Annotated in this window: 21 protein-coding genes and 2 pseudogenes; 8 read left to right on the top strand and 15 right to left on the bottom strand. The window is 73.6% G+C overall.

Annotated elements, in window-relative coordinates; all coding sequences use genetic code 11:
* Positions 1-42: 42 nt before the first annotated feature.
* A complete protein-coding gene (locus ACFYYT_RS24800) occupies positions 43-438 on the bottom strand; it encodes a MerR family transcriptional regulator (RefSeq protein WP_351825332.1) in 396 nt (131 codons plus the stop codon).
* 116 nt (positions 439-554) lie between these two features.
* Between ACFYYT_RS24800 and ACFYYT_RS24795 the strand changes: the two genes are divergently transcribed.
* Complete coding sequence (locus ACFYYT_RS24795) at positions 555-1,220, top strand: class II aldolase/adducin family protein (RefSeq protein WP_351825221.1); 666 nt, start codon at positions 555-557, stop codon at positions 1,218-1,220.
* Entirely contained in the window at positions 1,217-1,705 is a 489-nt protein-coding gene (locus ACFYYT_RS24790) for a carboxymuconolactone decarboxylase family protein (protein ID WP_351825224.1), read from the top strand. Before ACFYYT_RS24795 ends, ACFYYT_RS24790 begins: the two co-directional genes overlap by 4 nt.
* On the opposite strand, the gene ACFYYT_RS24785 is transcribed toward ACFYYT_RS24790, so the two are convergent.
* Together ACFYYT_RS24785 and ACFYYT_RS24780 are read right to left on the bottom strand one after the other, a co-directional pair.
* Entirely contained in the window at positions 1,695-2,351 is a 657-nt protein-coding gene (locus tag ACFYYT_RS24785; RefSeq protein ID WP_351825227.1) for a maleylpyruvate isomerase N-terminal domain-containing protein, read from the bottom strand. The genes ACFYYT_RS24790 and ACFYYT_RS24785 overlap by 11 nt on opposite strands.
* A gap of 9 nt (positions 2,352-2,360) precedes the next feature.
* Entirely contained in the window at positions 2,361-3,353 is a 993-nt protein-coding gene (locus ACFYYT_RS24780) for an LLM class flavin-dependent oxidoreductase (RefSeq protein WP_351825230.1), read from the bottom strand.
* 248 nt (positions 3,354-3,601) lie between these two features.
* Here ACFYYT_RS24780 and ACFYYT_RS24775 point away from each other — a divergent pair, with 248 nt between their 5' ends.
* Positions 3,602-4,318, top strand: a complete 717-nt coding sequence (locus ACFYYT_RS24775; RefSeq protein ID WP_351825233.1) for an intradiol ring-cleavage dioxygenase — start codon at positions 3,602-3,604, stop codon at positions 4,316-4,318.
* A 46-nt stretch (positions 4,319-4,364) separates the two neighbouring features.
* On the opposite strand, the gene ACFYYT_RS24770 is transcribed toward ACFYYT_RS24775, so the two are convergent.
* Complete coding sequence (locus tag ACFYYT_RS24770; protein ID WP_351825236.1) at positions 4,365-5,369, bottom strand: aldo/keto reductase; 1,005 nt, start codon at positions 5,367-5,369, stop codon at positions 4,365-4,367.
* A gap of 189 nt (positions 5,370-5,558) precedes the next feature.
* On the opposite strand from ACFYYT_RS24770, the gene ACFYYT_RS24765 reads away from it, so the two are divergent.
* Complete coding sequence (locus tag ACFYYT_RS24765) at positions 5,559-6,545, top strand: PQQ-binding-like beta-propeller repeat protein (RefSeq protein ID WP_351825239.1); 987 nt, start codon at positions 5,559-5,561, stop codon at positions 6,543-6,545.
* A gap of 85 nt (positions 6,546-6,630) precedes the next feature.
* Here ACFYYT_RS24765 and ACFYYT_RS24760 read toward each other — a convergent pair whose 3' ends face one another.
* From ACFYYT_RS24760 to ACFYYT_RS24745, 4 genes are all read right to left on the bottom strand, one after another.
* Positions 6,631-8,739, bottom strand: coding sequence for a PE-PGRS family protein (locus ACFYYT_RS24760; protein ID WP_388609271.1), 2,109 nt, complete (start codon positions 8,737-8,739; stop codon positions 6,631-6,633).
* A 303-nt stretch (positions 8,740-9,042) separates the two neighbouring features.
* Positions 9,043-10,062 (bottom strand): hypothetical protein, encoded by a 1,020-nt coding sequence (locus tag ACFYYT_RS24755; RefSeq protein ID WP_351825245.1) that lies wholly within the window; start codon positions 10,060-10,062, stop codon positions 9,043-9,045.
* 11 nt (positions 10,063-10,073) lie between these two features.
* A complete protein-coding gene (locus ACFYYT_RS24750; protein WP_351825248.1) occupies positions 10,074-10,667 on the bottom strand; it encodes a toxin-antitoxin system, toxin component in 594 nt (197 codons plus the stop codon).
* Between the two features lie 110 nt (positions 10,668-10,777).
* Positions 10,778-11,416 carry a helix-turn-helix transcriptional regulator gene (locus ACFYYT_RS24745; protein ID WP_351825251.1) on the bottom strand — a complete coding sequence of 213 codons (639 nt, stop codon included), beginning with the start codon at positions 11,414-11,416 and terminating at the stop codon, positions 10,778-10,780.
* 202 nt (positions 11,417-11,618) lie between these two features.
* Here ACFYYT_RS24745 and ACFYYT_RS24740 point away from each other — a divergent pair, with 202 nt between their 5' ends.
* Positions 11,619-11,834, top strand: a complete 216-nt coding sequence (locus tag ACFYYT_RS24740; RefSeq protein ID WP_351825254.1) for a hypothetical protein — start codon at positions 11,619-11,621, stop codon at positions 11,832-11,834.
* Between the two features lie 41 nt (positions 11,835-11,875).
* Here ACFYYT_RS24740 and ACFYYT_RS24735 read toward each other — a convergent pair whose 3' ends face one another.
* The gene (locus tag ACFYYT_RS24735; protein WP_351825257.1) at positions 11,876-12,670 is read right to left on the bottom strand and encodes a hypothetical protein; all 795 of its coding nucleotides are present in this window, start codon (positions 12,668-12,670) and stop codon (positions 11,876-11,878) included.
* 158 nt (positions 12,671-12,828) lie between these two features.
* Here ACFYYT_RS24735 and ACFYYT_RS24730 point away from each other — a divergent pair, with 158 nt between their 5' ends.
* Positions 12,829-13,149, top strand: a complete 321-nt coding sequence (locus tag ACFYYT_RS24730) for a CPCC family cysteine-rich protein (RefSeq protein WP_351825260.1) — start codon at positions 12,829-12,831, stop codon at positions 13,147-13,149.
* On the opposite strand, the gene ACFYYT_RS24725 is transcribed toward ACFYYT_RS24730, so the two are convergent.
* Positions 13,044-13,508: a hypothetical protein gene (locus tag ACFYYT_RS24725; protein ID WP_388609341.1), complete on the bottom strand. Its 465-nt coding sequence runs from the start codon at positions 13,506-13,508 to the stop codon at positions 13,044-13,046. The genes ACFYYT_RS24730 and ACFYYT_RS24725 overlap by 106 nt on opposite strands.
* Positions 13,509-13,602: 94 nt before the next feature.
* Here ACFYYT_RS24725 and ACFYYT_RS24720 point away from each other — a divergent pair, with 94 nt between their 5' ends.
* Both ACFYYT_RS24720 and ACFYYT_RS24715 read left to right on the top strand, forming a co-directional pair.
* Positions 13,603-14,073: a hypothetical protein gene (locus tag ACFYYT_RS24720; RefSeq protein WP_351825336.1), complete on the top strand. Its 471-nt coding sequence runs from the start codon at positions 13,603-13,605 to the stop codon at positions 14,071-14,073.
* Between the two features lie 366 nt (positions 14,074-14,439).
* Complete coding sequence (locus ACFYYT_RS24715) at positions 14,440-15,120, top strand: hypothetical protein (protein WP_351825266.1); 681 nt, start codon at positions 14,440-14,442, stop codon at positions 15,118-15,120.
* A 677-nt stretch (positions 15,121-15,797) separates the two neighbouring features.
* On the opposite strand, the gene ACFYYT_RS24710 is transcribed toward ACFYYT_RS24715, so the two are convergent.
* The 5 genes and pseudogenes from ACFYYT_RS24710 to ACFYYT_RS24690 all read right to left on the bottom strand — a co-directional run.
* Positions 15,798-16,205, bottom strand: coding sequence for an SgcJ/EcaC family oxidoreductase (locus tag ACFYYT_RS24710; protein ID WP_351825268.1), 408 nt, complete (start codon positions 16,203-16,205; stop codon positions 15,798-15,800).
* Between the two features lie 70 nt (positions 16,206-16,275).
* A complete protein-coding gene (locus ACFYYT_RS24705) occupies positions 16,276-16,896 on the bottom strand; it encodes a DUF4352 domain-containing protein (protein WP_351825271.1) in 621 nt (206 codons plus the stop codon).
* A gap of 116 nt (positions 16,897-17,012) precedes the next feature.
* Positions 17,013-18,143: a 2Fe-2S iron-sulfur cluster-binding protein gene (locus tag ACFYYT_RS24700; protein ID WP_351825274.1), complete on the bottom strand. Its 1,131-nt coding sequence runs from the start codon at positions 18,141-18,143 to the stop codon at positions 17,013-17,015.
* A 12-nt stretch (positions 18,144-18,155) separates the two neighbouring features.
* Positions 18,156-18,341, bottom strand: a pseudogene (locus ACFYYT_RS24695) (molybdopterin dinucleotide binding domain-containing protein); the annotation flags it as partial.
* A 499-nt stretch (positions 18,342-18,840) separates the two neighbouring features.
* Positions 18,841-20,532 (bottom strand): annotated as a pseudogene (locus ACFYYT_RS24690) (molybdopterin-dependent oxidoreductase); the annotation flags it as partial.
* Positions 20,533-20,640 lie beyond the last annotated feature (108 nt).

Here is a 20,640-nt window from a genome sequence, read left to right as displayed (position 1 = left end):
GCCGGCGCCTCCCGGCCGATGCTCCATGTGGACACACCGGGGTCAGCCCGGGCCGCCCCCGGAGGCCGGCGCGTCCCACGACGCCATCTGCTCGCGGAACTTCGGGCACGCCACGATGTCCTCCTCGCCGCACTGGAGGGCGTGGGTCAGGAGCTGGTGCGCGTGGTCGAGGTCGACCATGCGCTGCTCGATCTCGGCGACCTTGTCCCGGATCATCGCCGCTCTGCGCGACCGCTCCTGCTGGAACTCGCGGATCTCGACCAGGGTCAGCCCCGCCTGCTGGCACTTGCGCAGCATCACGATCCGCTGGGCCGCCTCCGGCGGGTAGCGCCGCTGGCCGCTCTGGCGTTCGGGCTGGGGAAGCAGGCCGTGCCGTTCCCAGTAGCGGATGGCCGAGGCCGGCACTCCGGTGATCTCGGCCAGCCGGCCGATGGTCATGCGCACGTCCCGCACCTCCCGCAGTTGACTTGAACCTTAGTTCAAGTTGAAGAGTGGTCGGCACGTGGACAGCGGCGGAAGAGCGGCCGCTGACAACCGAGTTCGGAGATGGCGCGATGACCGAAGAACACCGGGTGAACGAGCGGGCCGAGGAGATCGTCGGAGCCGCCGGGATGCTTTTCGCGGCGGGGGTGATGGCGCACTCCGGGCACGCGAACCTCAGTGCCCGGCTGGACGGCGAGCGGTTCCTGCTGACGCCGGGATTCGTCCGCGGGCTGCGGCCCGGGGACCTGGCGACCGTCAGCCTCGACGGGCGGGTCCTCGGGGGTGAGCTGCGCTCCGTCAGCGCCGAGATCATCGCCATGCACAGCACGGTCTACCGCGCCCGCCCCGACGTGGGCGCGATCATCCACACGCACTCGCCCGCCGCGACGGCCTTCGCCGTGGCCCACCGGCCGCTGCCGTGCCGGACCGAGCCGATGCTCCGCTTCGGTCAGGCCGAAGAGGTGCCGGTGGTGCCGTGGGGGCCGCGCGGGTCGGACGTATCGGTGCGCGGCATCGCCGACGTCCTGGAGCGGCGCCCGACGACCGCCGCCGCCCTGCTGGCCAACCACGGGCTGCTGGTGTTCGGCCCGGACTCGGCGGCCACCGCCCACCTGGTGGTGGCGATCGAGGAGAGCGCCGAGGCGGAGATCGCCGCGGCGGCGATCGGCGGGGCCGTGGACTTCCCGGACGGCGCGCTGGAGGCCGTGCGCGCCTCGATCGCGCGGGTCGCGTCATGACGGACCCCACCCCGGATCCTGCCCCGGATCCTGCCCCGGCTCCGGCCCCGGGCACGGCCTCGCGGGCGGAGGCCGTGCGCGAGCGCTACCGGGCCACGCTCGGAGCCGTCCCGCGCGGTGTCGAGGACCGGCTGCGCCTGGCGCGGGCGTTCGACCGGCTCGCCACCGAGGAGGCGCTCGCGGCGCTGCGCCACATCGTGCTGACCGACAGTCCGCTGGGCGCGCGGGTGCAGCAGCTCGTCCACTTCGGACAGCTCCTCTCCCTCGGCCGGGACCATCCGGCCCGCCTGCACGCCCGGGGTGCGCTGCACGCCGGCGCGACCGTGGCCGACCTCATCGGGGTCGCCGAGACCGCGCTGATCACCTCGGGCGTGCCCGCCTACGCGCTCGGCACGGAGATCGTCGCCGAGCTCGTGGCGGACGTGGCGGAGGCGGCGGATCCGGCCCCGGCGGACGGGAGCGGCCGTACGGCCGTCAGCCGATGACGAAGGGGAGCCGTGGGGCGAGCGGGCCCAGCCGCTCCCTTTCCCCGGCCGTCGGGGCGCGCCGTCCGGTACCGGTCAGCAGGGCGTCCGCGTCGGAGAACGAGGCCGGGAAGGCGGCCCCGGCGATCGTCTCCAGTATCCGCCGGGAGCGGGCGAGCCCCTCGGCGGGCGGTCCGGCCACGCCGGGAAGGTGCGCGACCAGGTCGAGGTGGTGGAGCGTCCACTCCAGGACGTACGCACCGAGGTAGTCCCCGGCGGTGAGGACCATGTCCTGCGTGGCGACGCGGCGTTGTGGGTCCGCGAGTGCGGCCGCGCGGCCGGCGGCGGAACCGACGTCGTCGAGGTGGAACCTCAGCAGCGCCGGGTCCTCGTACGCGGCGGCCAGCCGGACGATCAGCGCGTCCAGCGGGTCGTCGCCGGCCGGCGGGGCCGTCGAGACCTTCCAGTACGTCACCGCGTCGCGGGTCGGTTCCGTGTCGGCGGGGGTGACGAGGGTGATCAGGACGTCCTGGGCGTCGATGACCAGATGGCACACCAGATCCCGGACGAGCCATCCGGCACAGCCCGACGGCCGTGCGAAGTCCTCGTCCAGGAGCCCGGCGACCGCGGCGCGCAACGCCGACCAGGAGCGGGAGAACAGGTCCACGACCGCAAACTAGCAGCCGCCCCCGGACGGCTGCCCCTTGTACTCCTTGATGAGCTGGTGGGAGCGGAGGCGGTCGCCGAGGTCGTAGACGGGCGTGGTCAGCATCAGTTCGTCCGCGCCGGTCTCCCGGACGAGCTGCGCCAGCCGGTGGACGACGGTCTCGGGCGTTCCGACGGCCTGCTGTGCCCGGAAGGCATCCAGCGCCTGCCGCTCGTCCTGCGTGAAGACGTGGGCGGCCGCCTCGGCGGGTGTCGGGAAGGGCGCCTCGCTCAGGCCCTTGAGCAGCCCGGCCTTGATGACGTCCATCGGCCCGATGCGCCACGCCGCCTCCTGCGCCGTCTCCGCGCACACCGTCTCCACGCACAGCAGCACCCGGGGCCGCTCGCACCAGCGGGACGGAGTGAAGTCCGCCCGGTAGCGCTCCAGTACCGCACGGGTGTGGTCCGGGCGGATGTGGTGGGCGACGGCGACCGGCAGGCCGAGCGACGCGGCGAGGCCGGCGCCGGCGGGGCTGGAGGCCAGCAGCCACGGCTCCGGCAGCGGGCCGAGGGCGACCTCGTCCACGAGGAAGGCGAGGATCGCGGCCACGTCGGCCTCGTACTCGGCATCGGTCGTCGGTCCGGCTCCTCGGCGCAGCGCGCGCGCCGTGGCCTCGTCGAAGGTCCCGGGACCGCGGCCGATGCCCAGGTCGATGCGGTCGGGGTGCAGGGCGGCCAGCGTCCCGAACTGCTCCGCCAGCATGAGGGGGGCGTGGTTGGGGGCCAGCACTCCGCCCGATCCGAGGCGGACGGAGGAGGTCGAGGCAGCGGCGTGGGCGGTCAGCACGACCGGGGGGAAAGCGCCGATCGCGGGCGAGTGGTGGTGCTCGGCGTACCAGATCCGGTGGTAGCCCAGCCGTTCCGCTTCCTGCGCGAAGGCGGTGGTGTCCCGCAGGGTGTCCGCGGCCCGGGTGTCCGTCTGGACCATCGCGACTTCGAGTACTGAAAGAGGTATGTCGAGCATGCCGCCAGCATAGGGACCACGCGTCGGGCGGACGGAGCGGTGATCGCTTTCGCGCCACGGAGCGGAGGCCCGGCCGCCGCTCATCCCGCGTGCGTCCCCGTTCGGCGCCGCCCGCCTCGGCCGGGGGGAGGTATCCGGAGCGGGGCGGCGGCGTGTCCGGGCGGACGGGGGCCCGGCTGCGCCACGGTGGGGACCGGCGGCCTGCGCCCCGGCCCCGCCCCAGCCCCGACCCCCGTGAAAGGTTGGCCATGACCGGCGCCGACAGCCCCTCACCCGTGAACTCCCACCGGCGCACGCTGCTGCTGGCCGTCCCGACCACCGCCGTGGCCGCGCTGGCGTCGGCCTGCGCGGGGAGGCGGAGCGGCCCGGAGGCGGCCGGCCGGGCCCCCGCCGGACGGGCGGGGACGCCCGGGCCCTCCGGCCCCTCACCGGCCTGCGTCCTCGCCGCCGAGACGGGAGAGGGCCCGTACTACACGCCGAAGAGCCGGCACCGCTCCGACGTCACGGAAGACCGCGTCGGGGTGCCGCTGCGGCTGGACCTGCACGTCGTACGGGCCTCGAAGGGGTGCGCGCCGCTGGCGGAGGCGGCCGTGGACATCTGGCACGCCGACGCCTCGGGCATCTATTCGCAGGACGGGGCCACCTACCTGCGCGGCACCCAGACCACCGACGGGCAGGGCCGCGTGTCGTTCCGGACCATCGTGCCGGGCTGGTACGCGCACATCGCACCGCACGTGCACTTCAAGGTGCGCACCGGCAAGCGCGCCGAGGTCTCCTCGCAGCTGTTCCTGCCCGAAGAACTGCTGAAAACGATCTACGCGCGCCAGCCGTACTCCCGTCGCAAGGCCCCCGCGCACCCCAACACCCGCGACGACCGCTTCGCCGCCAAGGGCGCCCAGTTGACCCTGAACCCGGTTCCCGACGGCGCCGGATACCGGGCCTCGTTCGTCATCGGCATCGCCTGACGGCCGGCGCCTGCCGGCTGACGTACGAGGGCGGGGCGGCGGTCGGTCAGTTGTTGACGTAGGTGAGGCTCGTCGCGTCGTAGCGGGTGCCCGCGACGTGCGCGGCCGGGGCGGCTGCCTCGATGGCGGCGAGGTCCTCCGGGGACAGCTCGACGCTCAGGGACCCGAGGTTCTCCTCCAGGTAGCGCGGGCGGCGGGTGCCGGGGATCGGTACGACGTCCTCGCCCCGGTGCTGGAGCCAGGCCAGGGCGAGCTGGCCGGCGGTGACTCCCTTCGCCGCCGCCCGTTCCTCCAGCTTCGCGACGATCGCCAGGTTCCGTTCCAGGTTGCCGTCGGCGAAGCGCGGCTGGCTGCGCCGCACGTCCGTCTCGTCCAGGGCCTCGACCGAGCGGTACCGGCCCGTCAGGAAGCCGCGCCCGAGCGGGGAGAAGGGGACGAGACCGATGCCGAGTTCGCGGCAGACCGGGGCGATCTCCGCCTCCAGGTCCCGGGTCCACAGCGACCATTCGCTCTGCAGCGCGGCGATCGGGTGCACCGCGTGCGCCCGCCGGACGGTGCTCGCGCCGGCCTCCGAGAGGCCGAGGTGGCGGACCTTCCCGGCCCGCACCAGCTCCGCCATGGCGCCGACGGTCTCCTCGATCGGCACCCGGGGATCGACGCGGTGCTGGTAGTAGAGGTCGATGTGGTCGACTCCGAGCCTGCGCAGCGACGCCTCGCACGCCTGGCGGACGTAGGCGGCGTCACCCCGGATCCGGGTCGGCTCGCCGAGGCGGTTGGCGAAACCGAACTTCGTGGCCAGCACCACCTCGTCGCGGCGCCCGGCGACGGCCCGCCCGATCAGTTCCTCGTTGTGGCCGCCGCCGTAGAAGTCGGCGGTGTCGAGGAGCGTCACCCCGAGGTCGAGGGCACGGTGGAGGGTCGCGATCGATTGCGCGTCGTCGGAGTCTCCGTAGCCGTGGCTCATGCCCATGCAGCCCAAGCCCTGCGCGGAGACGGCCAGGCCGCCCAGGTGCCGGGTGGGAAGGGGGGAAGTGCGGGAGATGTCGGTCATGCTGCGGACTCCTCGGTCGGGTGCGTCTGATCAGGACGCTAGGTGTTGGAGTGCACTCCATGTCAACGAAAAAAGATGGGCATGTCCCCGGCCACCTCGTGTGGGATGGCGGGCAGGCGGGACGAGGGCCGCCGGTCGGCACGCATCCGGAGGGCCGGGCGTCCGGGCCTCCGGGAGGGGAAGGTCACGATGGACATCACCGTGCGCTGGGAGCGCGAACTGCACCAGCGCGGGGGGCACTCCGCCGTGGTGACGGGCCCGGACTGCGTGGTCCTGCACGAACGGCGCACCAGGCTGGTCTGCCTGGAGCAGGCGGACGGGGCGGTGCGCTGGGACGTGCCCCTCGGCACGTGGCCGCGCGACCTCGTGCTCGCGCGGGACCGGGTCCTGGTGCTGCCGCAGACTCCGGACCGGCTGAGCTGCCTGGACCTGCGGACCGGCGCGGTGCTGTGGAGCACCCCGACGCCCCGATTCACCGGGAACCTCGCGGTCGCCGGGGACACCGTCGTGATCGGCGGCTGGCGCGGGTACACGCCGATGACGGGGCTCGCCCTGGCCGACGGGCACGTACGGTGGACCACCGGGTCGCCGGTGCGCTCCGCACGGCCCCTCCCGTGGGGCGCGGGGCTGCTGACCGGCAGCGGGAGCGAGGTCGTCCTCCTCGACCCCCGTGACGGCGCCGCCCTTACGCGGTGGCGGCTGCCGGAGCCGCTGCGCCCCGGGGACGGCAGGGTGTTCACGGCCCCGCCGGCCGGGGACCGCTTCGTGGCGGTCGCGGGGTGGGCCTCCCTCGTTTCCTTCGGCCCGGGCGCGCGGGAGCCCGAATGGCACGCCGCGTACGAGCCGTTCGCCTGGTTCGGGCACGTCGGGGACGCCGTCTGGATGCACCGGCCCGCCGGCGGGTTCCGCACCGTCGACCCGGTGGACGGGAGCCGCCTGTGGTGCACCGGCACGGGCGTGGGGCAGCAGCTGGTGGCCGGCCCGGTCCCGTACGGCGACGGGTTCCTGGTCGGCTCCGACAACGGCGGCGTGTATGCGCTGGGGCCCGACGGCCGGGCCGTCGCGCGCCGTTCGCTCGGCCGCCGCCTCGACGGCTTGCACCCGGCGGCCGACGGCGGCCTGCTGTTCGCGTCCAGGGGCACCTTCGGCGCGGCCACGGTCACGGTCACCCCGTGAACCCGGCCCCCCTTCGCGGCCGCCCCGCGGGACGCGTTCCGCGCTCCCCCGGCCCGGTCCGGGGACATCGGGCGGACGCGGCGCCCTAGCCGGGGCCGCCGGTCAAGTGGAGGGCCAGCGCCTCCATGACATGGGGCGGGAGGCCGGGGTTGCGAGCGGCGGCGGTGGCCGTGTCCGGGGCGCGGAGGCGGTCGGCGAGGAGGCGGGCGGGGAGGAGGCGCGAGCGCAGAACCGTCGCACGGACGACATCGCTCGGGTCCTCGGCCAGCAGCGCCGCCTCGGCGACGGGCAGGCGGGGGTCCTCGGCGGCCCGGCGGCGGACCTCCGGGTCGCGGTCGCGGGCGAAGCGGGCGACGAGTGCGGCGGAGGACTCCGGGTCGTCGAGCGCGAGTTGCCGCATCCGGCCGTGCGGGTCGTCCGCGTACCGCAGGAGGCCCTCGCGGGGGAAGTTGGGGTGCGTACGGGGGCGCCCCGGGGACGACAGGCTGCCGGTCCACCAGGTCCACACCCGCAACAGCATCTCCGCCGGAGCGTCGTCGCAGGACTCGGCGAGGAACAGCTGCACGGCCCGGTCGGGGTCCCAGGCCAGCCGCTCGACCACGTCCGGCGGGAGCTGCCGGGCCCGGGCCACGCTCCGGCGCACGACCGGGTGCGAGGAGGCCGCGAGCACCCGCATGGCCTCCGGGTCCTCGTGGCGCTCCACGACCCAGGGCAGTGCGTAGGACCTGAGGGACGGGTCGACGTCCACCCGGATCGCGGCCCGCTGCTCCTCGGTGAGGTCGGCGCGGAGGGCGACCGCCTGCCGCACCCCGTCGTCGGGGTCCTCGGCGAGCCGGGCCACGGTCCGCGGATCGAGGCGGGGGTTGGCGGCGAGGGCCCGGCGCAGGCGGGCGTCGCCGGTGGCGAGGAGGTGCTCGACCAGGTCGGGGCTGAGGAGGCAGGACTCGACGGCCTCCCGGTCCGGCTCCTCTCCGGCGAAATCCGCCAGGGAGAGCGGCACTTCCTCGTACTGGGCGAGCCGGGCCCGGGCACGCACCGACGGGGCCTCGTCGGTGAGGAGGGCCCGGCGGCGCTCGGGCGGGAGCGCGGGCCAGGCGCGTCGGCAGGCCATCGCCCGGACCCCGGCGTCCGGGTCCTCCGTCAGGGCGACGCGGTGGTGGACCGCCAGGACTGCCAGCCGCGCGGCCTCGGTCCGGACCCGGGCGGAAGGATCGGCGGCCAGCAGGGCGCAGGTCCGCTCCCCCAGTACGGCCCCGCCGTCGGAGGCGACCGTGGCCAGGACCCACCGCTCGCGCTCGGTGGCGGCGGCGCGGAACAGCCGGTCCCAGTCGTCGGAGCCGAGGGACGGCCCCCTCTCGACGGCCTGGATCCTGGCCTTCGGGTCGGGCTGCGCCAGAACGGCCTCCACCAGGGCGTCCGGGGGGAGCAGCCACATCAGCGAGGGCTCGGCGAGCGCCAGGGCCCGGCGTACGGGCTCGGGGGTGGCCGGGTTCGAGACGAGGCCCTCGGCCCAGGCTCGGTGGAGCGGGGCGTCCGGGCCGGCGGCGCTCAGGGACGCGAGGAAGCCGTCCCAGACGGCTGCGCGCTCCTCGCCGGTCTCCCGCGCTCCGGCCCTGGCCGCCGCCTCGATGCGCGCGCTCGTCCCGGTGAGGACCAGCACGACCGAGGCTCCGGGGCCCGGGTCCACGCGGGCGACGGTTTCGCCGTCCGGGGTGGCGACCAGCAGGCCCCGCGGGTCCGGGTCCGCCGCGCGGAAGAGGGCGGCCAGGGCCGGGACGGGGTCGGCTGCCGGTATCCGGACCCGGTGCCAGGCCCGGCCGCGGCATCCGCGCGGGGCGTGGGGTCCCTCGAACGCCAGCAGGAACTCGCGCCCACCGGCGAGGAGCAGCCCGGCCGCCGCCTCGGGCGAGACGGCCGAGGCGTGCCCGGCGGGATGCCCGGCGGGCGGCCCGGCGGCATGCCCGGCGGCATGCCCGGCGGCATGCCCGGCGGGCGGCTCGCAGGCGTGCCCGGCGGCCGGCCCCGTCGCGGGTTCGCGCTCCGCGGCCGCCGCCGCCGCCAGCAGCCGGCGGGCCGTCGCCGCCTCCCGTACGCCGGGCAGCCACCAGGTCCCCACGGGCTCCAGCCCCATCACGGCGAGCAGTGCCTCGTAGCCCTCTTGGTCCCGCAGCCGGTCGTCACTCACGTCCGCCACGCCCCCTCCCTCTCGTGCGTCCCGCCATCCTCCCCCGGAACCCGCTGGTCAGGTCGGGTGGGGCAGGCTCGCGGAACACCGCACCCCGGGGAGCGGGGGTACGCCGGTCCGCCGCGCGCTCCGCGACCGGCCGTCACGCGCCCGGCCCGGGGCGTAACCTGTCCGGTCATGACCGGGATCACGGACGCCAGGGGGCCCCGGGTACCGACCCACCCGCCCAGGACCCCGCCGCCCCCGAGGCGGCCGGTGGAAGCGCCGCGACCGCAGCCGGAGAAGGGGACGGCGGCCGCCGCCTGAGGAGCGTCAGCGGGCCGACGGCAGCGGGCAGTCCGCGCGCAGGAGGGTGCGTTCGCGGGTGGTGAGCTGCGGGGCGCCCAACGGCGGGAGCAGGGGGCCGCGTACGGCGCCCAGCAGTACGCGGGGCCTGACCAGGGTCGTGAGCGGGGCCTGCAGGGAGGTGACGTCGGTGAGGTCCCGGACCATGGCGAGGCTGCCGCAGCTGGTGCTGACCAGGCGGTCCACGTAGCGGGCGAGGATCCGGTCCCGCAGGGTCGGAGCCCCGCCCCGCACCTCCGGGTAGAAGACGTCCTGCCCGACGGCCAGGTCCCACGCCGCGGCCACCGGTACGGCCACGGCCCGCTGGACGCGGCGGGCGAGCCGCGGCGCGTCGACGCCCCGGGCCAGATCGGTGCTGAGGTAGTCCCAGTCCAGGCCGGCCCAGCGGGCGCCGATGGCGGTGAAATTGCACACGTCGAAGCAGACGGAGAGCGAGTAGCCCACCACGATGAGGGCGAGCCCCACGCGCAGTTCGCCGGACACCTCGCGCAGCCAGCGCCAGCACAGGAACGACATCAGGAGCGCCGAGACGGTGTGGACCAGGAGGTAGAGCACGATCATCTCGCGGATGTACGCGGTGCCCGCGTAGTAGGTGTCGAAGTCCCGCAGCCGTTCGACGGGGGCGCTGCCCAGGGCGAACAGGGCGAAGAGCGCGGCGCAGACGGCGCAGTAGGCGCCGATGCACCAGCGCTTCGCCCGCCGGATGTGTCCGGGCCGGCCGCCGCGCCAGTTGATGACCAGGACGAGGCCCGAGCCGGCGCAGGCCGTGAGCAGGGAGTAGACGAGGGGCGCCGCGAAGTTCGGCACGCCGGTGACCTCGTTGACCTTGGCGATCATCGGGACGGCGGCGAAGACGAACACCCCGACGGCGGTCAGCAGCAGCGCCCCCACCGACCGCAGCAGCGGGTCACGGGGGTTGCGCAGCAGGGCGGGCAGCCTGAGCAGGCCGACCAGGACGCCCAGTGCGACGGGGAGGCAGAAGTTCACGTCGAACACGGTCAGCCGCGCTCACCGAGGTGGCCGAGGGCCACCTCTATCCGGCCGGAGGTCGTCTCCCGGTCGAGCAGCTGGGGGGCGGTGCCGGACAGCAGGTGCCGTACGGCGTGGGCCAGTTCCAGGCCGTAGCGTTCCGCGGCCTGTTCCTGCCGCGCGTGGCTCCTGGCGGCCGTGCCGTCCTCGGCGACCAGTTCGGGACTCTGACGGCCCGCGACGGCGAGCACCGACTCGACGACGTGCTGTAAGTCGGCGTCGTGGCGCAGGAGCCGGGCGGCCAGGGAACGCTCGGCGACGTGCTGGTGGCAGTGCCCCAGTTCCAGGTGCCGCAGCTCGTGGCCCGTGATGATCAGCTGGTGGAGGGGGACGGTCCGCTTCTCCACGACGACGAGGTCCCGCTCGCCGAGGTCGAGGGCGAGCCCGCTGGCGGTCCCCGGGGGGAAGGAGGTCGTACGGAACTCGATCTTCCGGCCGCGGCGCTCCCCCATCGCCGCACAGAGCGCGCGGCACATCTCCTCGCCCGGCACCGGGGCCTGGAGGTGACTGACCGCGCCCACGAGGGCGCCAACCGACTGCCGGATCTCCCGCTGTTTGAACACGCCGTTCTCCCCTGTGGCCCTGCTCTGCCCTGTCCTGCCTGCCCTGCCTGCCCCGACCCCGCTGATACCGCTCGCCGCTCCGTGCGGCCGACGGCTCCCCGCCGCAGCCCTCAGGGCGGTCCCGCGGCCACGCCCGGAGCTCGCACCGGGCTCACTCCGGCCAGGGGTTCGGTCATGTAGGCGTCGAGCCACCGGAGCAGCCTCGTACGGTCCCGCTCGGACAGCAATGCCGCGCGCAGGGCGATTCCGTCGACGCCGTGCCGGGCGTACAGGGACGCCGGGGCGTCGCGCGCGGTCCATTCCCGCAGCAGCCCCTTCTCGACCTCGGCCAGCGCGCCCGCCAGCGCTTCCGCGTCCTCGGACTGGAGGAACCCGGCCGGGCGGTGGAAGAACTTCTCCAGCCGCGAGCAGTGGTCCATCGTGGGCCGCCGGTCGCCGCCGAGCAGCGCCTGGACCTGCTGGCGGGAGATGCCGCTCTGCGCGGCGATCTCGCCGTGCGAGTACTTGCGGCCGGTGTCCTTGCGGTGCGTGTCGTGGAGGAGGTCGAGGCGCTGGCGGAAGCGGCGGTGGATGTCCGGCTCCCCGGCCGGCCGTCCCCGGAGCAGTTCCCGGACCACGTCCAGGGGGACCCCGGAGGCGAGGCTCAGGGCCCGGGGGTCCATCACCTCCTCGCGCCCGCGTCCGAGCCGGGCGCCGAGGCCGGCGATCCGGTCCATGACCGCGGGGGGTATGGAGAAGGCTTCTGTCACCGGTCACACTCCCGCATCACGGACCCCACCGAACGAACACCGGGCCCTCACATCGGGCCCACACCTGACCCTGCCACAGTTGTGGCAGTTCAGCAGCAGTTCCCCGGCCAATCCGCCACGGCCGTGGCAGGTCTCGCCCCGCCCGGGTGCGCGGGGCCGCCAAGGGTCGTGACGTCGACGGGCTTGCCGCGTTGTTCTCCCCATGGACGAGATGCTGGACGTGTTCCTCGACGGGGTCACCGAGCCCCGTCTGAAGCTGATCAGCGCCGACGAGGCCCGGGCCCTGATGATCCTGCTCGGCGAACTCGACGACGGTGTGCGGCCCGAGGTGGTCAGGAGGGCGGCGGGCGAGCTGCGGTTCAGGCTCAGCACCCGGCTGGCCGCGCCCGTCGGCCCGCCGTCGCCGCGGCGCGGCTGAGCGACGGGCGCGGGGCGCGGGGCGCTGGGCGCTGGTCCGCGTCAGCCGATGGCCGGGCCCGTGAACCCGTCCGACGCCTCGGTCTCCTCGCCGGCCGGAGGGGTCACCCGTACCGCCTTGCCGAACTCGCTGAAGCCGACGGTGGTGACGGTCTTCGGCAGGTTCTTGATCTCCATGCCGACCCGCGCCCGTATCGCACGTCCCTGGGCGTCCACCCAGACGTCCGCCAGCGCCGGGATCGGGCCGCCGAAGGCCGTCCGCATCGTCGCGACCTTGTCCAGGGCGTCCTTCGTCATCCGCAGCGAGATCGCCTCGTCGGGCAGCACGCCCCGGTAGTGGACGGCCCGGACCCCGTTCACGTCCTCCGCCGGCAGCTGGGCGTACTCCTTGACCATGGACACCTGCCGCAGCACGAACTCCGGGTCGTTGGCCGGGGGCCGCAGCAGGTGGCGCGCCTCGGCGTCGCGGTGGGCCACGAGCCAGACGCCCCGGGCGGGACCGGTGGCGCCGCGCACGTAGACCTTGCCGTCGGCGAAGACCTCCTCGGTGCGGGTGCCCGCCAGTTCCACGGAGAGGTTCCCGCGGTCGTTGGCGAGGTCGAAGTCCCCCGCGCCCGTGATGGTGTACGTCGTGGTGCCGTCGCCCATCTCCGTCGTGTGCGCCAGCCGGGCGCTGGTGCGGCCCGTGGCCTCGACGGCCGCCCGTACGGTCCCCGCGTGCTCCGCCGACGGGGTCGGCGCCCCGCCGCCGGCCGCCCCGCCGCCGGGTGCGCCGTCGCAGCCCGCGGTCAGCAGGACGGCCGAAAGGGCGACGACGAGGAGAAGACGAGGACGCATGATGATGAGGACTCCGCAAGCAAGGGCAAGAACGGCCGGGGCCTACGCGCTGGTCAAGCGGGCCCCAGATGAAACGCCCATCCTATGTCGGCCCCCGCGCCGGGCGTTCCCCGCTCCCGTTTCTTGTGGATCATTCGGGCGCACGGGACGATGGCGGCATGACTTCTGAAGAACCGCTCACCATTGCGTCGGTCGACACCGCAAGCGGCCTTGTGGCGTGCCCGTGCTGTTCCGAGCGGACGTTGCAGGAGCGGGCGAACTTCGAGATCTGCCCCGAGTGCGGCTGGGAGGACGACGGGCAAGACGACGCGGACGCCCACTTCGTCCGGGGCGGGCCCAACGGCCGACTGAGCCTGGCGCAGGCCCGGCTGGACTATCTGGAGGAGGTGGCCGAGGAAGGCGATGAGTCCCTCGCACACGGCGGTGAGGGGTTGTGGCGGTCGGAAGCGCGACGCCGGATTCCGGACCTGCCGGCATAGGGCAGCGCCCGACGGGTCGTTGCAGGACGCGTACGGTGACGCCCGGCCGGCGTCCGCCCGCCGAGCCGTTCGAGGCCGAGCCGGGCTTTGAGGGTGTCGTTCACCGACTCGATAGGTTGCCGCACCGATTTCAGTAGTGCCTCGCCCTTGCGGCGCTTCTCCCGCTTGAACGAGGGTCGCAGCAGCTCTGTCCCGCGCATGGCCAGATCGGTCTCGAATTCCTTGGAGGCGAAGCCCTTGTCCGTGATCACCAGCAGGCGGGAGCGGTCGGCGACTGTGTCCGGTTCACGATCCAACATCGCCGTCAGCACCTCGCGCTCGTCCAACTTCGGGTTCGCAGGGGACCACAAGATCGGCATACCGGTTGGGGTGCACACCAGGGACAGCCTCAGAGCCCAGAACTGCCCGAACCCCGGCCCCATGTCCATGCCATCGATGTCATAGTCTGACGGTGTGTGGACAACGCTTGCACCGCTCATCGGTGTCCTGCTCGGCGGGCTCATGTCGATACTGACCCAGCGCTCGGCAGGACACGCCTTGGAACGCGGCGAGGCGCGTCGCAGTGCTCGTGAACTTGCCGAGACGCGCCGTAGCGAGCGTCTCACTCACCTCATCGAATTTCTGTCTGCGGTGCAGGAAGCAGAACGAGTCGCGGTGGACCGGCATCACCACAACCTGGCTGACGAGCAGTGGCAGGCCCGGGCACGGCAGGTCCTTGACAAGGTGTGGGTGACGCAGAAGACGATCCACGTACTGTGCGCGCCCGAGGTCAGCGAAGCGGCACGCAGCCTCGCCTGGGCAGTACAGGAGGTGATCAGAAAGGGCCCCGAAGACCCGGAAGATCCGCAGGACGAGAAGGTCTGGGCGCACATACATCCGAGCCGACAGGCATTCCTTGATCTCGTGCGCGAACAGCTGAGTTGAACCCCGGGAGGGATTCAACAGCTGTCGTGAGCGGCCCGGGACGAGCAGCACCAGCTCCGGCCTCCATCGCGCGGCGAGCGTCACCTACTTCGACGGCTTCCCGGGGGACGCAAAGCCGGCCTTGGGGCAGTAGGCGTGCATGCCCACGGACCAGCAGCACGCCATCGAATAGCCCCTTGGCCCATCGACAAGCTGATCACGATCACTTCGGAATGACTCGTCTAGTTGGCGACTGATCGAAGTGGTCGGTTCATGGCAGCTGAGCCGGGACACGATAGGTGGAACCTGGCCGCGCATGTGGGACTCGAGTGGCTCACGACGCCCCTGGCGGGTCGGAGTGTCGGTGGCATCGGGTTGGATGAACCTGTGACTGTCTATGACGTGGCCCGCCAGCTTCCCGCCATCGCCGACCTGCGGGACCTGTGCCGTTCACTGGCGATGCTCGATGCGATCCTGAGCCCGGACTGGGAGAGCCGGTACTACTCCTTCAATGCCGGTTGGGCCGACGGCGAGGAGATGGCCTCGATGCGCAACGGGTCGGGAGACGAGTACTCGATCGTGTTCTCGGCGGCCGGGGCCTATGCGCGGGGCTTCGACCACGAATCGCCGATGAGCCCCTTTGGCAACGATGGCGAGCCCTGGCCGGGTGTGGTCGACGAAGTCCCCGCGCCCTTCGAAGCCTTCGTCGAGGAGCCGGCGTTCACCGATCATGAGGGGGTGCCCGTCGTGACGGCCTGCTTGTGGCGGGGACCGACGGACGAGCGGTGGCACCACGGGACGATCGACTTCCCCGAGGGCGCTGTCGATCCTGACGGGGCGACGGGCCTGTTCGGCCTCCTGGTCGACCGGTCTCCGGAAGCGTTCCGGCGCTTCGCCGAGGACTACTACGAGGTCTCCGTCGACCTGGGCGCGGTGAGCCAGGTCTATGCCTTGCGGCCACTGGACCAGGAACTCGTGTCGTTGCTGAACCCTGAGGTCAGCCTGACGGACCTGGCCCAGGACATCTCCGAGATCGGCTATCCGCAGCTGGACCGGGAGTCGGTCTGACCGCTGTCGGTCTTTTGGATGCGCTGCTCGGCGGCGTGCTGGCGCAAGAGCCAGCGTAGTGCCGTGAAGTGATGGGTCCGGCCTGGGGGGGCGAGTATGGCCCAGGTGCTGCTGCGCTGGTTGAGCCATGCTCCGCGGAGTCCTTCGGGCTGTTCTGCCTCGGTCCTCCGTGGCGCGAAGAGCGGCTCACCGTGTGTGACCTGTGCCCAGACGAACCCGTATGCCGTTGTCACCAAGGCAGGCGTGCTGTCACCGGGGAATCCGGGCGGCGAGTGCCGAGCGGAGTTCTGGAGCGCGGCGGCGCAGTCTCAAATATCAAGCCCCGCTGCCCACTTGCGTCGACGCAGTACGTGGTCGCCGAAGAGGTGTCGGCTCCGGTCGAGCAGTTCACCCACCTCCACGTCGCCGCGTCGCCCGTCCGGCGACGGATGCCAGCGCTGCACTGACTGGGCGGCCCAGGTGCGCAGCTTGATATCCGGGTCCTCGAGCAGACCGACCGCTGCGCGTAGCGCCTCAACGCCACCGCGCGTGGCGAGCAGCCGGAATGCGCCGACGCGGACGTGCCGACGCTCCGTCGCACTCCCAGGCGGCCACGGTGGAGGAAGCGGCCCCGCTCCTGTCGTTCTCGTCGCACCTCGCAGAGGTTCCGCGTCGCCTGAGCGCCCGCATTGCATCGATCATCCGGCGGCGACGCCCGTGTTCTGGCAGGCGGCCAGCAGCCAACGGCCGTCGTCCTGTTTGGCCATCACGTACAGCGGGGCACCCTCGCTCTCGTCGTCCGGGCTCAGGTAGCGCTGACGAACCTTGACCGCCGCGACGTCAGGGCGGATGAAGAGCACATGGACCACCTCGTAGCTGACCTTGCCGTCCCAGTCGGCCGCGGGGAGCACCTTGCGGGTGAACTCCGATATCGCGTCGCGGCCGATGAGGACTTTGCCGTGGGCCGTGGTCCAGACCGCGTCGGCCTGGAAGAGGGTGAGAAATTCGTCGGGGTCCTTGTTCTGCTGGGAGTGCTCGACGGTGGCAACGACCCGCCGGATCGCTTCGATGTCTGCGGCGTACGCCGTGGCGTCTGCTGTGTCCATGTCGAGCATGGTGCAACCTCAAGTCCGGTTGAGATCAAGATGCGACCGCTGACCCCTTGGCATCGGTCAGCTAGCCGACCGGGGCGCTGTACGTCGTGCCGAGCAGGCCGTTCTTGAAGTAGACGGTCTTCGCGCGGAGCTTGCCCTTCACGGTGATCGTGCCGGTGACCTTTTCGCCCTTGGCGAGCTGGACGGTGTCGATCTGGTCCTCCGCCGCGGCCAGTTCGGTGTTCTTGCGCGTCCCGTCCTGCGCGGTGACCTCGAAGGAGAGGACGTTCACGCTCACTTCCGCGTCGCCGTTGTTGGTCACCGTGACCCGCACGGAGGTGAAGTCACTGCCCTGGGAGAAGACGGTGGGCTTGAACTCCGCCGCCGAGGCGGTCAGCTCCACGTCCGCCTTCTTCGCCGGTCCCGGGGCGGCGGACTTCACCGGCGCCGGGTCCTCGGCGCGCACGGCGGGATCGGCGGCGGGCGGCGCCGCGGCCGCCTTCCCGCTCTTGCCCCCGCCGTCCTTGACCGCGTCACCGCCCGCCATGAGCGCGCCACAGGCCGCGAGGAGCACCGACAGGCCGATCAGGCCGCCGCAGCCGATGCCGATGATCTTGCCGACGTTGTTCTTCTTCGGAGGCTGGGGCGGGACGGGGTAACCGTAGGGCGGGGGCGGGTTCTGGCCGGGGTACGGATTGCTCATGGAGGTTCCTTCGGTGCTCGGGGGCCGGCGCCCGTGGAGCAGTCAGCCTGCATGACGTGGCCGTGCACCGTGCCGCGCGGCACTTCGATCACCCGGATAGGGGGAGATGCCTCCGGTCAGGCGTCGAGGACGAGATCGCAGGCGGGTACGGACTGGCAGGTCAGGACGTCCGTGTCGGGAAGGTCCTCCGACGGGGTGACCAGGTGGTTCGCACGGCCTTCGAGGACGGTGCGGGCGCAGCTCTCGCACTGGCCGACCCGGCAGCCGCTGGGCATCGGGACGCCCGCGGCCTCGCCGAGGGCGAGGAGGGTGCCGTCGCCCTTGCGCCAGGTGGCCTCGCGCCCGGAGCGGGCGAAGCGGACCGTGAAGGCGGCGCCGTCCGGGAGGTCCACCTCGCGGGGTGCGGCGCGGAACTTCTCGCTGAAGATCTCGAAGCGGGGTACGCCGCGTTCTCCGAGGCCTTCGGTGAGGGAACGGAGCATCGGCTCGGGGCCGCAGAGGTAGAAGCGGGCGCGCCGCTCGATGAGGGCGGCGTCGATGTCGGCGGCCGTGATCCGGCCGGTGCGGAAGTGGTCGCGGCCGGCGAGGTCCTGCCCGGCCGGGTCGGTGTAGTGGTCGATGACGCGCAGGGCGGGGATCCGTGCGGCCAGCTCCCGCAGCCGCTCGCGGAAGGGGTGGTCGGCGGAGTTGGCGTTGCCGTGGTGCAGGACGACCTCGGGGACGGTGCCGCCGGTGTGGGCGAGGGTCTCCAGGTACCCGAGGAAGGGGGTGACGCCGATGCCGCCCGCGAGAAGAACCACGGGCCGGTCGGTGTGCGTGGGAACGGCGAACACCCCGGAGGGGGTCCCGAGGTGGAGCCGGTCGCCGACCCGCAGCCGCTCGTGGACGAGGGTGGAGAAGGATCCGCCGGGGACGTGGCGCACGGCGAACCGGTAGCCGGTGCGGCCGGGTTCGACGGCGGGTCCGGTGAGGGAGTAGCTGCGTGCCCCGGCGGCGTCCTGCGGGCTGCCGTCCGGCGATCCGGCGCGTACGGTCACGTGCTGGCCGGGCCGGTGGTCGGGCAGGGGCCCGCCGTCGCAGGGTTCGAGGCGCACGGCGCGCACCGCGGGGCTCACCTCGTCGAGGGCGGTGACGGTGAAGGGGCGGGTGCCGGCCCAGGCGCCGTCGGCGGGGGCGGGGCGGATCTCGCAGGCGGCGGCGCGCAGCGGCGCCGAGCCGCTGAGCGGGTCGGTGACCGCGTGGCCCACGAGCCGGTTGAAGTTGCTTCCGCCGGGGCCGGTGGGGTCGGCGCCGGGCAGGGCCAGGTCGGGGGCGTCCTGCCACCAGCCGTATTCGCCGATGACGACGGAGGGGTGGAGGGAGTCGTCGAAGCGGGCGCGCAGGCGGATGGCGCCGAGGGGGGTGGTGACCTCGGTCCACTGTCCCTCGGCGATGCCGCGGGCGGCGGCGGTGTCGGGGTGGAGGTCGAGCGAGGGGTCGGCGGCGCAGCGAGGACACGGAGCGGTGCTGGCTGTGGACGTAGTACCCGTGCTTGGCGCAGGTCAGGACGAGGGGGTGAGCGGGCGTGGTGGGGGCGGGGTCGCGGTGTTCGGGGACGGGCGGGTAGCCGTGTTCCAGCAGCCGCTGCGAGTAGAGCTCGACGCGGCGCGTGGGGGTGGCGAACCCGGTCACGGGCTCGTCCCCGCCGGCGTCTTCCCCGCCGGGGCCGTCCCCGGTGGCCACAGCGGCCGGGGCCGCGTACCCGCGCGGGGTCTCGGGGCGCGGGACGCGGATCCCGCCGGGGTGGGCGCGGAGTTCCTCCGTGGTCAGTCCCAGGGGTTCGAGCTGCCAGTTCCAGGCCGCCTCGATGTCCCCGTCGAAGAACTCCGCGCCCAGCCCGAGGCGGCGGGCCAGGTCGAAGACGACCTCGGTGTCGCTGCGGGACTCCCCCTGGGGCTCCACCATGCGCGGGCGCAGTTGGACGTGTTCCTGCGCCCGGTGGCCGGCCTCGAAGCCGAAGCGCAGGGCCTCGTGCTCGTAGGCGCTGTTCACGGGGAGGACGATGTCGGCGCTGGCGGCGGTCGGGTTCTGGAACAGGTCGAGGTGGACCTGGAAGTCGAGGGTGCGCAGGGCCCGCGCGGTGCGGTCGGAGTCCGGCTGGGCGACGACCAGGTTGGAGCCGAAGCCGATCAACGCCCGGACCGGGTACGGCCGCCCGGTCTCCACGGCGGTGCACAGGTCGCCCGCGTTGACGTAGCCGGACGCGGGCGGGCCGAGCGGGTGCCGGTCGAGGCCGAGGGCCTTGGCACGCTGCCCGGGGGCGATCAGGTCCGGGGAGGACGCGGCGCGGTAGGGCGGGGCGGGGGCGAGGCGGTTGCCGCCCGGCGCGTCGTACGAGCCGGTCAGCGCGTAGAGGGTGGCCAGGGCGCGCTCGGTCTGGGTGGCGTTGGCGCTCTGCCCGACGCCGGTCCAGCCGTAGTACGTCACCGACGGGGCGGCGGCGATCTCCGCGGCCAGCGCCCGCACCTCCCGCTCGGGTATCCAGGTCGTGGCCGCGACCCGGGCGGGCGGCCAGGCGGCGCAGGCCCGGGCGTAGTGCGCGAAGGCGGGCTCGCACACGGCGGCCGAGCCGTCCCGGAGCGTGATCTTCCGGGCGCCGCGCAGGGCGAAGCGTTCGGGGCGGCGGGCCGCGCGGGTGGTGTCGTACGCCTCGGCGCGGCCGCCTTCCTCGTCGAAGACGGCGAAGCCCGGGGCGGCGGGGTCCTGTCCGGGCAGTTCCCCGGCGCGCAGGAAGCGGCCGGTGTCGGCGCGGACGAGGAGCGGCCCGTTGGTCCAGGCGCGGACGAACGCCCCGTCGTAGCCGTCGCCCTCGATGAGCAGGTGGGCGAGGCCCAGGGCGAGCGCGGCGTCGGTGCCGGGGCGCACCCGCAGCCAGTGGTCGGCGCGCAGGGCGCTGGTGGAGCGGCGCGGGTCGACGACGGCGAGCTTCATGCCCCGGCTCTGGGCGGCGGCGATGGCGGTGGACTGGGCCAGCCAGGTCTTGGCCGGGTTGAAGCCCCACAGCAGGGCGAGGCCGGCGGCGGCGTAGTCGGGCGGGGGCAGCGGGGTGCCGAAGGTGAAGGCGTGGGCGGAGTCCTTGTGCCAGTTGCAGATCTCGGCGCTGTAGACGGTGTTCGGGCTGCCGAAGAGCCGGACGAGGCGTTCGATCCACTCGGTGGCGTCCGAGACCATCGTGCCCGAGGGGGTGGCGACGGCGAACGCGACCGCCTCCGGGCCGTCGGCGGCGGCGATGGCGCCGAGGCGTTCGGCGATCTCGCCCATGGCCTCGTCCCACGAGACCGGCACCCAGCCGGGGTCGGGGTCCGTCTTGGGGTTCGTCCGGCGCAGCGGCGTGGTGAGCCGTCGGGTGCTGTGCGCGATCTCCGGGGCGGAGCGCCCCTTGGGGCACATCGCCGCGCCCGTGGGGTGGCCGGGATCGGGGCGGACGCCGGTGAGCCGGCCGTCCTCGATGGTGTAGACGGCACCGCAGCGGGACTTGCACAGGGTGCAGAACCCCCGCTTCTCTTCCTTCACGACGTCCTTCACGACGTCCTTCACGACAACCTTCACGACGACCCTCCGGACGGGCACGGCTCCTGCGCCGGCCCCTCGTTCCATTGCACACCCGCCCGGTGGGCCGATCCGTGCGCCGTTCGCCCCGACTCCCGGGGCCCAAGGGCCCGGGGGCTCAAGGGCCCGCCGCCGTCCGCGCGCGGCGGGGGTCCC

It is taken from the genome of Streptomyces sp. NPDC002032, assembly GCF_042890765.1.
Lineage (GTDB): Bacteria > Actinomycetota > Actinomycetes > Streptomycetales > Streptomycetaceae > Streptomyces.
This window is presented reverse-complemented; position numbering and strand designations above follow the sequence as displayed.

Bases quoted from the DNA above. Each gene is read 5' to 3' on its own strand.
- ACFYYT_RS24780 (WP_351825230.1), bottom strand. From the start codon at position 3,353: ATGCTCGACATACCTCTTTCAGTACTCGAAGTCGCGATGGTCCAGACG.
- ACFYYT_RS24765 (WP_351825239.1), top strand. From the start codon at position 5,559: ATGGACATCACCGTGCGCTGGGAGCGCGAACTGCACCAGCGCGGGGGG.
- ACFYYT_RS24710 (WP_351825268.1), bottom strand. From the start codon at position 16,205: ATGGACACAGCAGACGCCACGGCGTACGCCGCAGACATCGAAGCGATC.
- ACFYYT_RS24730 (WP_351825260.1), top strand. From the start codon at position 12,829: ATGACTTCTGAAGAACCGCTCACCATTGCGTCGGTCGACACCGCAAGC.
- ACFYYT_RS24705 (WP_351825271.1), bottom strand. From the start codon at position 16,896: ATGAGCAATCCGTACCCCGGCCAGAACCCGCCCCCGCCCTACGGTTAC.
- ACFYYT_RS24795 (WP_351825221.1), top strand. From the start codon at position 555: ATGACCGAAGAACACCGGGTGAACGAGCGGGCCGAGGAGATCGTCGGA.
- ACFYYT_RS24725 (WP_388609341.1), bottom strand. From the start codon at position 13,508: ATGCCGATCTTGTGGTCCCCTGCGAACCCGAAGTTGGACGAGCGCGAG.
- ACFYYT_RS24790 (WP_351825224.1), top strand. From the start codon at position 1,217: ATGACGGACCCCACCCCGGATCCTGCCCCGGATCCTGCCCCGGCTCCG.
- ACFYYT_RS24775 (WP_351825233.1), top strand. From the start codon at position 3,602: ATGACCGGCGCCGACAGCCCCTCACCCGTGAACTCCCACCGGCGCACG.
- ACFYYT_RS24735 (WP_351825257.1), bottom strand. From the start codon at position 12,670: ATGCGTCCTCGTCTTCTCCTCGTCGTCGCCCTTTCGGCCGTCCTGCTG.
- ACFYYT_RS24740 (WP_351825254.1), top strand. From the start codon at position 11,619: ATGGACGAGATGCTGGACGTGTTCCTCGACGGGGTCACCGAGCCCCGT.
- ACFYYT_RS24800 (WP_351825332.1), bottom strand. From the start codon at position 438: ATGACCATCGGCCGGCTGGCCGAGATCACCGGAGTGCCGGCCTCGGCC.
- ACFYYT_RS24770 (WP_351825236.1), bottom strand. From the start codon at position 5,369: ATGACCGACATCTCCCGCACTTCCCCCCTTCCCACCCGGCACCTGGGC.